The organism is Porticoccus sp. W117 (assembly GCF_030341905.1).
Lineage (GTDB): Bacteria > Pseudomonadota > Gammaproteobacteria > Pseudomonadales > Porticoccaceae > SCSIO-12696.
Genome location: NZ_JATAAF010000005.1, coordinates 112,093 through 125,478, shown reverse-complemented (window position 1 = coordinate 125,478; position 13,386 = coordinate 112,093). Strand labels below are relative to the sequence as shown.

The following is a 13,386-nucleotide window of genomic DNA, read 5'->3' as shown; positions in this document are numbered from 1 at the left end:
ATTGTGGCTCTAATAACTATGAAAAAAATCATCTACCCCGGCACCTTCGATCCGATCACCAATGGCCACGTGGATTTGGTGGAGCGGGCCACCCGACTGTTTGACCGCATCGTAGTGGCCATTGCCAGCAGTGAAAGCAAGGGGCCACTGTTTACTCTGGAAGAACGCATTGATCTCGCCCAGCAGGCATTGGCCCATTTGGGCGACAAGGTAGAAGTGAAAGGCTTTAATTGTCTGATGGTGGATTTTCTGCATCAGTGCGGTGCCCAGGCGGTGTTGCGTGGGTTGCGCGCAGTATCCGATTTCGAGTACGAATTCCAACTGGCCAATATGAATCGCGCCCTGTCAGCCAATGCCGAGAGCATTTTCCTGACCCCGGCGGAAAAACATTCTTACATTTCCTCATCCCTGGTACGGGAGATTGGCTCCCTCGGCGGTGATATCAGCGCTTTTGTTCACCCGGTAGTCGCCGCCGCCTTAAAGAAAAAATTTAACCTTTGACTGCTGTCATCCTGAACTTTCCCATGTCATCCTGAGCGCAGCGAAGGATCTCATACTTTGGCCAAACAAAGAGATTCTTCGCTGCGCTCAGAATGACAAGAAAGCACCATAGGTCACTGTATGGAAACCATCAAGCAAGCCAGTGTGCGCCCCAGCAAAAGCCTGGAGCTGCTGTCGCAGCGTGAGATCACCGAGCTACTTAACACCAATGCCGAGGTACTGAACCAGTTTCGCCAATGTGCCTTGGCGGTGCTGAACACCGGCAGCGAAATTGATGATGCCGCCGAAATGCTGGCGGCTTACCGTGACTTCAATATCAGCGTTGAACCCACTTCCCGCGGCCTGAAATTGCGGGTGGCCAATGCACCCGCTTCGGCCTTTGTGGACGGCAAGATGATTCGCGGCATTCAGGAACATCTGTTTGCTGCCTTGCGAGACATTGTCTTCACTCACACCAAACTGCTGTCCCGGCAGCCTCCCGAAAACGCCGAAGCAATCACTGATATTGTGTTTCGCATTGCCCGCAACGCCGACGCCCTGCCTTCCAACACGGCACCCAACCTGACGGTGTGCTGGGGCGGCCACGCCATCAGCCGGGAGGAGTACGACTATTCCAAGCTGGTGGGCTACCAACTGGGCCTGCGAGGGATAAATATTGCCACCGGCTGTGGTCTCGGCGCCATGAAAGGGCCGATGAAGGGCGCCACCATCGGCCACGCCAAACAACAGATAGCCAACGGCCGCTATATTGGTATTTCCGAACCCGGCATTATTGCCTCGGAATCCCCCAACCCCATCGTCAATGAATTGATGATTCTGCCGGATATCGAGAAGCGCCTGGAAGCCTTTGTGCGCCTGGCCCACGCCATTGTGGTATTCCCTGGCGGAGCGGGCACCACGGAAGAAATTCTCTACCTGATCGCCATTCGCCTGCACCCGGATAACCGCGATATCCCGCTGCCTTTTATTCTTACCGGGCCGGAATGCAGCCGCGCCTATTTCGACAGCCTGGACCGGTTTGTGCGCAACACTCTTGGAGAGCAGGCCAGCCGCTGCTACCAGATCATCATTGACGACCCACAGAAGGTGGCGCGCGCAGTAAAGCGAGGCGTAGAGCAGGTACACCGCTACCGCCGCAAGCACCAGCTGGCCTACTACTTTGACTGGCAGACTCATATTCACTGGCAGTTGCAGGAACCGTTTGAGCCCAGCCATGCCAATATGGCGGCTTTGAATTTGAATTCCAGCCAGCCCACGGAACAACTGGCGGCAGAACTGCGCCGGGCGTTTTCCGGAATCGTGGCAGGCAATGTGAAGGCCTACGGCATCGAGCAAATCGAACGCCACGGCCCCTACCAGCTCAACGGCGACCCGGCCATTATGGAAGAAATGAGCAAACTGCTAAGGGAGTTCGTCCAGCAACGGCGCATGAAACTGAGTGGTGAATACAAACCCTGTTACGAGATTCGCTAACTGGAAAGAGCTACAAATCGATAAGCTTCAGGATACGGGCGCGAATATCCTCGCGCTCATTCACCATATGGTGCATCGCACCCTCCACAATATGAACACCCGCCTGTGGAAACTGCTGCTGAATGCGCTTGATATTGTAGGGACCATCAACAGTGGTATCGCAATCCCCCTGAACAACAGTAATCGGCCAGCGGCACGGGGCAGGCCCAGCAAAATCCCGCCCCCACCGTACCATGGCACGCACCCAGCTGAGGGGGATATGCCGCTGTTGCAACGGCTCCCCTTTTTCCAAAAAGCGCAAAAAGTCCCGATCGTGGGAATTCACCGCAAACTCACGGGGTGCACTGGATACTAACCAGCGCAGCAGCCAGAACTTGAGCAATTTGCGCCGCCATTGCCAGGGCCGAACCAGGGGAGCCAGAAGATAAGTTCGCTCAAAAGCAGGTGTACTCCGCCCCTCTGAATGCAATTGCTGTAATAGCCCCAACAACACAGCCCCACCGGTACTCTGGCCTACACCGTGAAACGGCTTGGGGAAATGCTGGCATTTATCTAGCAAACATTCCAATACTTGTTGGTAACTGCGAAAGTGATCAATCGCCAATGGCTCACCATCTGACAGGCCGTGACCCGGCAGGTCAAATGCCACTACCGCCTGACCGCAAGACAACAAATGTTCTATCAGGTGGCCATACAGACCCACATGATCGAAGTAACCGTGCACCAGAAAGGTGGTGCCACGGCAGCGATCTGGAACCCAGTAGTAGGAACATATAACGCGGTTGTCCACCTCAAATTGGCCTACCCGTAAAGCCGTCTGGGGGTCGTTCAGAGCTGGAAAGTTATATTGACACAAGAATTGCTGCAGCAGTGGCTGCGTTGGCGCCGAATCAGTGGTCAAATGATAGGCAAGCTGTGGCAACTGGCTGCGAATTGCCTCAAAATCCGTACTTTCAAGTTGAATACTGCGCATAATCGCTTGCTCGCCTCTGCCCCTTTTTGTGGTAGATTGCGTTCATCGACAGGGTAGAGACTCCCACCCCTAAACACCAGATGAAATATTCCAATAAGCGCCGCATAGAGCGCCTCATCAAAAAGCACGGCCCCACTCTGGTGAACTTCCTGAGCAAGCGGCTGAAAAACCGCGAGGATGCCGAGGACATCGCTCAGAGCACTTTCCTGCGTCTGTACACCATGGATAACCCTGAACGGGTGGACAACCCGCGCGCCTTTCTGTTCCAGGTGGCCGCCAATATGTCGGTAGACCAGCTGCGCCGCCAGGCGAGAATGAACAATTATTTGGACAAAGAGCACGCCAAAGTAGAAAGCGAGCCATCCGCCAGCAGCGATTCACCCGATCAGCTCCTGGAAGCCCAACAGAAAAGCGCCGACATCTACCACGTCATTGAATCCATGCCCAGCAATGTACGCCAGGCGTTTATGCTGAGCCGCACCCGCAATCTGCCCTATGGCGAAATAGCCAAGCTGATGGGCGTTTCGGTCAGCAGCGTGGAAAAATACATCCTCGAAGCCCTCAAGCAGTGCCGGCAAGCCTTGCTTACTGATAAAATAGGTGGCCCAGAATGAGTGACGGGTCACACTTTTGTCACATTTTTTGCAAGTATTCCTGCGGATTCACAAGTCTGAAACGTCTATACCGTAGGATCACAGCAATAAAAACGCTATTTGGAAACTAATAAACGGCCATGTCTGAGCTAGCCCAACCACAATCCAGAGACGATTTGTTCGACCAAGCCTGTGCTTGGGTGGTTCGGCTGCGTGCGGAAAAGCTGGCGAATTCTGAGCTTGAGCAGTTTGCCGACTGGGTATCCAAAAGCGCAAATCACCGCGCTGCGTTCGATCAGGTAGCGGAAATGTGGGGCGATCTGGGTGTTGCCAGTAAATTACCACTGGAACAGCCCGCCACAGAAAGCAGCTCAACCGAATGCTCCAAGCCCTCCTGGCTGCAGCAGTGGTTCAGCTGGCGCGCCGCAGGTGCATTTGCTGCCACCGCAGCCATTGTTGTTGCCTTGGTAATCACCTTGGTGCCCTCTCAGCAATTGGACAGGTACCACACGGCTATCGGTGAGAGCCTGGCCATCACCCTTGATGACGGCTCCCAGGTGGAACTCAACACCAACTCCACCCTGGAAGTCAGCTACAGCGATGAACAGCGCTGGTTGCACCTGATTGACGGCGAAGCCTACTTCTCTGTGGCCAAAGACAAACAACGCCCGTTTGTAGTGGAATTGGACGGCGCCCAGGCTCAAGCTGTGGGCACCGCTTTTAATATCTACAAAACCACCGATGAAGCCGCCGAAATTACCGTTACCGAGGGCACGGTTCAGGTCACTCACCAGGCCCAGCCCAGTCTGCCGAAATTTGTCGAAGTAGGTCAGGCAATCAGCTTCGACAGCAAAGATGGCTTGCGCAACCTTCGCGCCATCGACAGCGACCTAGTGACCGCCTGGCGCCAAAGCCAGATTGTGTTCGACAACACCCCGCTCAGCGATGTAGTGACCACTCTCAATCGCTACAGCAAAACCCCGATTGAACTCGCGGCTACAGACTCTGCACAGCTTCCGATTTCTGGCACATTCTCTACGGAGCGTCCCTTGGAAACCGCCCAGGCAGTTGCCGAAGCACTGGCATTGACCGCGACACTCAACAACGATCGCCTGAGATTGCACAAATCTTCTGACTCTTAGGCCACATCCTGTCCTCCCGATCCGCTTCAGATCGTTCTATACTAGGGACTTTGAATCTTTTGATGCGGCGCATGGTACGGACACTCCATGCCGCTTTAGGCGTATATGTTGAAATTTGGCAGCAGCCAAGCGAAAAGACGTTGGCGGCGGTGTCTGGCGACACTGCCGCTATTGGCGTGCCATATCAGTTATGCCGACATCCACAGTACCCTATCCCTTGACGTCCCGGAGCAGCCCCTTTCCGAAACCCTGATCGAATTGGGGCGCAAGTCCAAAGTCTCTATTGTTTTCTCCCATCGCATGGTCAGGGATCTGCGCAACAGCAAGCTGCAGGGGGAGTTGCCCCTGTTGCAGGCATTGGAGAGCGCGCTGACTAACATGCCCCTGAAGTACAGGGTGATCTCCCCTAAAGCGGTTGCTATTGTTAAAGCGACCCAGCCGGAGAACAGTGAAGCCAGCGACGGTATCGTTCAGGATCGTATGGAAGAGGTGATTGTACGCGGCACCCCCATCACTGGCTCCCGCCTGCGCCGCAACGAAACCATGGGATTTGCACCGGTGGAAGTGCTCAGCAACAGGGAATTAACCCTGAGTGGCGCTCAATCGCTGTCTGATCAATTGAAATTTGTACCCATCATCTCCGGCAACTCCACCAGCACCGCTGTCAGCAACGGCGGCGATGGCACTGCCACGGTTACTTTGCGAGGCCTACCCGCCAGCAATACCCTGGTACTGCTAAACGGCCAGCGAGTTGCCAGCAATGGCTTTGGCGGCGATGCCGTCGACCTGAACACCATTCCCGCTGCCGCCGTAGAGCGCATCGAAATCCTCAAGGATGGCGCCTCTGCGGTCTACGGCTCCGACGCCATTGCCGGGGTGGTGAATGTGATTCTGCGCCGCAAGTTTGACGGCTTACAGCTGGAAACCTACTACGGGCAAACCGGCGCCGGCGACAACGAAACCGCCACTACCAGCCTGGTGTGGGGCGCCAGCGGAGAGCAGGGCTCTTTTGTGATCGCCGCCAGCCATTTTGATCAATCCGGCTTTAACAGCCGCGACCGGGATTTCTCACGCAGTGCCGATGGCCGCGACCGAGGCGGCATCGACAATCGCTCCACCGCCACTCCCAGCGCTCGTTTTGAGTTCAATGACAATACCCTTATTCTCAACGAGGGTGCCACTGGCGACAACAACGGCGATTTTCGGGCGGCCACCGACGAAGACCTGTTTGACTTCCCGGCTTTTACCTCATCGCTGACCCCTTCGCGACGCAGTTCCGTGTATGCCAACAGCGAATACCGCATCAACAAGCAGCTCACTGTTGATTTGGCCGCCAGTTACACGTTGACCGAGTCCACCATTGCGTTTGCCCCCAGCCCCCTGTTTACCGCCTTTGAACTGGTGCCCGTCACAATTGCTGCAGACGCCACTTTCAATCCCTTCGATGAGGAAATCACCGACCTGCGCCGCCGCATGCTGGAGCTGGGGAGGCGCGACCAAACCAATGAAAATCAAGCCTCACGACTGACCTTTGGCATCAATGGCAACAACGACCACTGGCGCTGGTCACTGCACTACAACTGGAGCCAAACCCGGGCAAGGGAGCAGGTTACCGGGCTGGTGAACCTGGCGAATCTGCAGCGAGGCGTGGGACCAGCCTCAGAATGCACGGAAGATTGTGTCGCGATTAATCTGTTTGCCCCCGCTGGCTCATTGAACCAACAGCAGGCAGATTTTATTGGCGCCGACATCAATTCCCTTGGCAATACACAACTGCGCAACCTCACCTTCGATCTTAGCCGCGATCTGTGGTCACTGCCCGCCGGAGACCTGGGATTGGCCATGGGCCTGGAAATACGCCACGAATCCATCAGCACCACCCCAGACCCGCTGGCCAGACAGGGGCTGCTGGCAGGCGGCATCAACTTTGCCGACTCACTGGGCAGCCGCAATGTCGGGGAAGCCTACATGGAGTGGCTGGTGCCTCTACTGGCAGGCAACAACGGCAGCACCCAACTCGACCTGAGCGTCGCCCTGCGCCACTCGGATTACAGCGATTTTGGCTCCAGCACCAACCCAAAAATCGCCATTCGCTACCAACCAGCCCCTGAGTGGCACCTGCGCGCCAGCTATTCCGAGGGGTTTAGAGCGCCATCGCTGATTGAGTTATATAAAGGTGTCAGTCAGGATCAACCCATACTTCAAGATCCCTGCTCAAACGCGGAAAACGTCGGCGTACTGGTTGGCTGCAGTCAACAATCAGATCCAAACCGCAATCAATTCCTGGCGTTACTGGGCGGAAATCAACAGCTATCCCCTGAAACCTCCCGCAATGCCTCGCTCGGCATCAGCTGGGAGCCGGAAAGTAGTGCAGACCTGTCGCTAACTCTGGACCTGTTCGATATATCGCAGAACGATATTATCGATGCCAATGCGCAATTTTTCCTAACAGCCAACGCGGAATCCGGACTCTTTCCCGACCGGGTAATTCGCGACAGCAATGGTGAGATTGTGCGCATTATCAGCACCCAGGCGAATCTGGGCATGCGCCGCATAACAGGTGCTGACCTGAGCGCCTACTGGCACTACTACTGGGATTGGTTGGGTGTGTTGTCCAGCAACATCAGTGCCACCTACCTGCAAAAATACCTCTCTCAGGTATCCCCTCTGGCTCCTGTGGACGATTTGGCAGGCAGCTTTGAGGACGCCGCCGCCGACGGCAACGGCTCCCTACCGAAATGGAAGGTTCATGTTAATTTCTATCTGCAGCGCAGTAATTGGGAAGCGGCTTATTCGATAAATTTTGTTGACTCGTTAATTGAGCAAATACCCAATAACAACAATTTTCGGGATTCTTCATCCTGGCTGACCCATGACCTGCAATACACATATCTGCACCAGGACAAGACCCGCTTCGCGGTTGGCATAGACAACATCCTCGATACCTCCCCACCATTTTTGGCCTCTGCCTTTAACGACAACTTTGACAGCCGCAACTACGATGGCATTGGGCGCTTCTGGTATGCCCGAGTCACCCACAACTTTTAGTTGCAATATTTATCTTATTGGTAAGATTTTTATCTACCACAAGACAAATAAAAGAAACAAAACACCCAAAAACCGGCCTCAGTAGTTATATTTTTCTTATTTCGATTTATTTTCCCTCATTGAGGAACTTTTATTCTCTTTTTGTTGAGGCATTACCTTTTTTGTTCGTCTCCAGACTGAAGTGCCCAAAACAGGGCATAAGTATTCAGTAATGAAAATCGAGGGGATCAAAAATGCTTAAAAAACCATTAACACTTGCCATCAGCTCGGCCATTGGCCTGTACGCTCTTGGTGCACCGGCAGCCTTCGCTGCAGATGAAGAGTCCAACATTGATGAAGAGGTAGTGGTTACCGGTTCGCGTATCGCCCGTGGCAACCTGACCTCCGCGACACCAGTCACTGTACTGGATGCGGAAACTCTGAAAATTTCTGCCAACACCAATATCGCTGACACACTGTTTGAATTGCCATCTACCGGTATCCCCGGTGTTGCTCAAACCACTTCAAACTTCAACGTATTTGCCAGTGGTATTGCTACTGTTGACCTGCGCAACCTGGGCACAACCCGCACCTTGGTACTGGTCAATGGCCGCCGTCATGTTTCCGGCGATATCGACAACCCGTCTGTTGTTGACTTGAACTCCATTCCCGCTGCTTTTATTGAGCGCATCGAAGTGATCACTGGTGGTGCTTCTGCTGTATACGGTTCCGAAGCAATGGCTGGTGTAATCAACATTATTACCAAGAAAGATTTCGAAGGCATGGAAATTGATACCCAGTACGGTATCAGCAATGAAGGGGATGGCCAGGACTTCAATGTATCCATCACTGGTGGTTCCTCCTTTGCAGACGGCAAAGGTCACGCCATGGTACACCTTGGCCTGCAAGAGCTGAGCTCTGTTGACTCGATTGACCGCCCACTGTCTGCCACAGACAACTTTTTTGGCGATTTCCAGTCATTTAGTTCGTTTGCTCCCCAAGGCAGCATCAACGCCCCAATTGGAACCAATCCGGATGGCTCAACTCAATTCGGGTTTGTTACTCAGGATGCCAATGGCGACTGGGTTAAGCCTTTCGTTTCCGCTGAAGACGGCTTTAACCGCGCAGCTTTCCGTAAAATCCAACTGCCTTTGACGCGCAAAAACATCAACGTCAACTTGAACTACGAAATTTCAGAAAATACCAAGTTCTTTGTTGAAACTTCGTACACCCAAACAGATACCAGCAACAACCTGGAACCAACAATTGCCGGTCAATTCCTGTCTGTAGGTGCCAACCCGCTGACCATCCCAGGTGACAACCCGTTCATTCCGGATGAAATTCGCCAGGCTTATACGGACGCAGGTTCACCCCTGACTGCCGATGATGATATCGTTTGGCGTAAGCGTTTCTTCGAGCTTGGCCCCCGCCAAACCAGCCCTTCCCGTGACACTATCCGCGCCGCATTTGGCCTGGAAGGTGAGCTGGAAAGCGGCTCTCGCTGGGATGTTTATTATCAATTTGGTCAAACCAATGCCAGCCTGAATCGCACCGGTGATTTCAACACCTTGTTCTTCTCACAAGGTCTGGATGCCGAGCCCGATCCCGACAACCCCGGGCAATTCCGCTGTAAGGATGCTCTGGCTCGCAGTTTGGGTTGTGTAGCCATCGATGTATTTGGTGTTGGCTCTATCAGTGATGCAGCTGTTGACTATGTCCGCGTACCCGCATCTTCCAACGCCCGCTTGCAACAACAAGTGGTTGGCGGCAACCTGACCGGCGATCTGTTTGAGTGGGGCGGCGGCATGATCAAGTACGCCACCGGCTTTGAATATCGCAAAGAGCAGTACGACCGTACAGTTGACGCCTTGGCAGCAGCGGGACTTAGCTCATCTAACGCATCCGCACCCGTATCTGGCAACTACGATGTATGGGAAATCTACGGCGAAGTGGATGTACCCATTATTCAGGACGCCCCCGGTGCCGACTACCTCGGCTTTGACGCAGCCTACCGTTACGGAGACTACAGTACCGTTGGTGGCGTATCTCAGTGGAAAACTGGCCTGAAATGGACGCCATTCAGTGACTTGACTGTACGTGTTACCCAATCACAAGCTGTTCGTGCCCCCAATGTGGCCGAATTGTTTGACCCCGGCAGTGAAACCTTCGAGAGCTTTACAGACCCCTGTATCAATGGTGGCGCCGGAGCTCCGGGAAATACTGCTGCCAACTGTGCTTCACTGGGCATTCCCAGCAACTTTGACCCCGGTGTGAACGGCTCCTCCGCAGGTGGTTTCCAAAGCGGTAACCCACGCCTGACAGAAGAGACTTCTGACTCTACTACCATCGGCTTTGTCTACGTCCCAAGCTGGGCTGAAGGTATGTCATTAACTGTGGATTACTTCGATATTGAAATTGAAGATGCCGTTGAACCCATTGAGCCTCAAATCAAGCTGGACCAGTGTTACGCAGCAGCTGACTTCCCCAACAACCCGTTCTGTGTGGGTATTCAGCGTAACGGAGCCAACTTGGGCTTTATCATCAACCGCCTGGACTTCGGCATTGAAAACATTGGTCGTCTGTCCACTCAAGGTGTTGATATCGATTTCAACTGGCAGTTCGATGCCGCAGATATTGGTTTGGGTGAAGGCACTTTCAGCTGGAACTCTCGCGGCACCTTCACCACGGACTGGGAGCGCGTTATCTTTGACGAGCTGGAAGATAACCTGCGTGAGCCTGGCTACAATGAAGTCAAGTGGAACAACCGCTTGAGCTGGAACACCGGCGCCTGGACCCACTCCTGGACGTGGCGCTACATCGGCCAAGGATCTGCAGATAACTCACCTGCGTTCCAAGGTTCCCCACTCAATGATATCGGTCACGCAAGTTACCATGACCTGAACACCCGTTACGTACTCGAAGGTGACAGCGGTGCTACTTACGAGTTCTCTGCGGGTATCAACAACGCTCTGGATAATGATCCTCCCTATATCCCAGAGCCGTCTGAGAACGCCGATACCGGTACTGGTACCGCAGCAGGTGTTTACGATCCGATTGGTCGCTTCTTCTATGTAGGTGCCACCGTCCGATTCTAAGCAATACAAAATAACCACCTCTCATTGACCCGCTTTTTAGCGGGTCTTTTTTATCTGTTTTTTGGGAATTTGGGCAAAAGGCGCTAGTCTTATGTTTATGGGCTCTGTATTACGACAACCACTACGTGTTTTTCTGGTTAGCTGCCTGCTATTTGTGTTAGCGGCCTGTAGCAGCGTCGTGCACCGGACTCCTGTATTGAGTCAGCAGGATTTGTTATCCGGTGAGAAACTGTTTGGTATTGAAGTCGAAGAGTGGGTTTTGCCCGAGGAGGATATTCTCGCCGTCAGTGACGATATGCATGATTTTTTGGATAACTATGTAGAGCGCCATGGCAATAAAGCACACCGTCTACGCACCCTGATGAATGCCCTGCACAGCAACGGCCTGCTAAACCTTGAATACACCAGTAACAAGACACTGACTGCCAGCGACACCTTCCAACAAAAAGCCGGCAACTGTCTGGCATTTACCAACCTGTTTGTTGCACTCGCCAGAGAGGTTGGACTGAAAGCCATCTATCAGCAGGTGGATGTTCCACCATCCTGGCGCCGTGGCGGTGACTTCGTGGTATTGAATCAACACATCAATGTGTTGGTAAAAAATCCTCACGACCCAGATTATATGGTGGACTTCAATCTGCCAGACTACAGCGGCAATTACGATACGGAACCGGTATCCGACAAAACGGCTTTTGCGCAGTACTACAGCAACCGGGCAGTGGAACATTTGGAAAGTGGGGAATACCGTGAAGCATTTACCTACTTGAAAAAGGCTCTGCTAACGGATTCACGGCAGGCGGCCATCTGGATCAACCTAGGGGCACTTTATTCACGCCAGGGGCACTACGATTACGCAGAAGCCGCTTATCTTTACGCCTTGAAAGCAGATTCTCGCGACCGTACCGCTCACAATAACCTTTCCAAGCTCTACCTGTCTCAGGGGCGCATTGAATTATCAAAAGCCCACGCAGGAAAAGCGCGTTACTACCGTGACGCCAACCCCTATTACTACTTCTGGCTTGCCAGGCAGGCCTACACTGACCAGAAATACAAGCAAAGCCTTGAACACTTAAGCAAAGCCATCACGAAAAAAGACGATGAGCACCTTTTCTACTACCTGAAAGGGCTCAACCACTATCAGTTAGGAGATAAACAACAGGCCAAGCGAGATTTCGCCAAGGCCGAGGAGCGCTCGCAATTAGAGTACTTGCGCAAACGTTATCGCAGCAAGCTCGATTTGCTGGCCAGCAATTGAAAACATAAAAAAGGCGACCAAAAAGGTCGCCTTTCAAGTCAAAAGCTCGCGCAAACATTAGTTTACTTCAGGCTCCAACTCCCCCGTCTCATAACGCTGGAACATGCTCTCCAGGCTGATCGGGGTAATTTTGCTGGCATTGCCGGCAGTACCAAAGGCTTCGTAACGAGCCACGCAGATTTCGGTCATGGCTTTGGTGGTTACTGCCAGGAATTTGCGTGGGTCAAACTCTGAGGTATTTTGCGCCAGGAAGCGACGCACTGCGCCGGTGGATGCCAGGCGCAGGTCGGTATCGATATTTACCTTGCGCACACCGTGTTTAATGCCTTCGCAAATTTGCTCAACTGGTACACCGTAAGTCTCGGGAATTTCGCCGCCAAACTCATTGATCACCGCCAGCCACTCCTGTGGTACGGAAGACGAGCCGTGCATCACCAAGTGGGTGTTGGGTATGCGTGCGTGAATTTCCTTGATGCGGTCGATGGCCAGAATATCGCCAGTGGGTGGGCGAGTGAATTTGTACGCCCCGTGGCTGGTGCCACAGGCGATTGCCAGGGCGTCTACGCCGGTTTTCTTGACAAAGTCCGCCGCTTCTTCCGGATCGGTGAGCAGCTGTTCGTGGCTCAGTTTTCCGACAGCGCCAACGCCGTCTTCTTCACCGGCCTCACCGGTTTCCAATGAGCCCAGGCAGCCCAGCTCACCTTCAACGGAAACACCACAGGCGTGAGCCATGTCCACAGTGCGCTTGGTCACGTCTACGTTGTACTCATAGCTGGATGGGGTCTTGCCGTCAGCTTCCAGAGAGCCGTCCATCATCACCGAGCTAAAGCCCAGCTGAATGGAGCGTTGACACACAGAGGGAGACGTGCCGTGATCCTGATGCATGCACACCGGAATGTGGGGGAATTCTTCAATGGCTGCCAATATCAGGTGGCGCAGGAACGGTGCACCAGCGTATTTGCGGGCTCCGGCGGAGGCCTGCACGATAACCGGGGAATCGGTTTTGTCCGCCGCTTCCATAATGGCGCGCATCTGTTCCAGGTTATTGACGTTAAATGCAGGTACGCCGTAGCCGTGCTCGGCGGCATGATCCAACATTTGGCGAAGGGATATTAGGGCCATGATTGTATTCCTTGGTTAATCGTTTAATTTTGTCGCTATTATCAGCTGGCTTTGGTCGCACGTCTGACGCCGCATGTCGCACGCTAAAACCAAGCACCCTGTAGGTCGGTCTTCAGACCGACACCCTCGGTGCTTTAGATGACCACCATTGTCGGGCTAAAGCCCGACCTACATTGAAAGGTGCTTTTAGCGTGCGACGTGCAGC

The 13,386-nt window shown here is 53.6% G+C and carries 9 protein-coding genes; 7 read left to right on the top strand and 2 right to left on the bottom strand.

Going from position 1 to position 13,386, the window contains the following annotated elements:
• Positions 1 to 18: 18 nt before the first annotated feature.
• Together coaD and ppnN are read left to right on the top strand one after the other, a co-directional pair.
• Positions 19 to 501: a pantetheine-phosphate adenylyltransferase gene (gene coaD / locus QSV34_RS05770; protein ID WP_289152769.1), complete on the top strand. Its 483-nt coding sequence runs from the start codon at positions 19 to 21 to the stop codon at positions 499 to 501.
• A 120-nt stretch (positions 502 to 621) separates the two neighbouring features.
• Positions 622 to 1,974 carry a nucleotide 5'-monophosphate nucleosidase PpnN gene (gene ppnN, locus QSV34_RS05765; protein WP_289152768.1) on the top strand — a complete coding sequence of 451 codons (1,353 nt, stop codon included), beginning with the start codon at positions 622 to 624 and terminating at the stop codon, positions 1,972 to 1,974.
• 10 nt (positions 1,975 to 1,984) lie between these two features.
• On the opposite strand, the gene QSV34_RS05760 is transcribed toward ppnN, so the two are convergent.
• Complete coding sequence (locus QSV34_RS05760) at positions 1,985 to 2,947, bottom strand: alpha/beta hydrolase (RefSeq protein WP_289152767.1); 963 nt, start codon at positions 2,945 to 2,947, stop codon at positions 1,985 to 1,987.
• 80 nt (positions 2,948 to 3,027) lie between these two features.
• On the opposite strand from QSV34_RS05760, the gene QSV34_RS05755 reads away from it, so the two are divergent.
• From QSV34_RS05755 to QSV34_RS05735, 5 genes are all read left to right on the top strand, one after another.
• Positions 3,028 to 3,561: an RNA polymerase sigma factor gene (locus tag QSV34_RS05755; protein WP_289152765.1), complete on the top strand. Its 534-nt coding sequence runs from the start codon at positions 3,028 to 3,030 to the stop codon at positions 3,559 to 3,561.
• A gap of 119 nt (positions 3,562 to 3,680) precedes the next feature.
• Positions 3,681 to 4,682 (top strand): FecR family protein, encoded by a 1,002-nt coding sequence (locus QSV34_RS05750; protein ID WP_289152763.1) that lies wholly within the window; start codon positions 3,681 to 3,683, stop codon positions 4,680 to 4,682.
• A 105-nt stretch (positions 4,683 to 4,787) separates the two neighbouring features.
• The gene (locus QSV34_RS05745) at positions 4,788 to 7,730 is read left to right on the top strand and encodes a TonB-dependent receptor (protein WP_289152761.1); all 2,943 of its coding nucleotides are present in this window, start codon (positions 4,788 to 4,790) and stop codon (positions 7,728 to 7,730) included.
• Between the two features lie 233 nt (positions 7,731 to 7,963).
• Positions 7,964 to 10,804, top strand: coding sequence for a TonB-dependent receptor plug domain-containing protein (locus QSV34_RS05740; protein ID WP_289152759.1), 2,841 nt, complete (start codon positions 7,964 to 7,966; stop codon positions 10,802 to 10,804).
• 196 nt (positions 10,805 to 11,000) lie between these two features.
• Complete coding sequence (locus tag QSV34_RS05735) at positions 11,001 to 12,059, top strand: tetratricopeptide repeat protein (protein WP_289152757.1); 1,059 nt, start codon at positions 11,001 to 11,003, stop codon at positions 12,057 to 12,059.
• Between the two features lie 57 nt (positions 12,060 to 12,116).
• Here the strand turns inward: QSV34_RS05735 and fba are convergent, their stop codons facing one another.
• Positions 12,117 to 13,181 carry a class II fructose-bisphosphate aldolase gene (gene fba, locus QSV34_RS05730; RefSeq protein WP_289152755.1) on the bottom strand — a complete coding sequence of 355 codons (1,065 nt, stop codon included), beginning with the start codon at positions 13,179 to 13,181 and terminating at the stop codon, positions 12,117 to 12,119.
• Positions 13,182 to 13,386 lie beyond the last annotated feature (205 nt).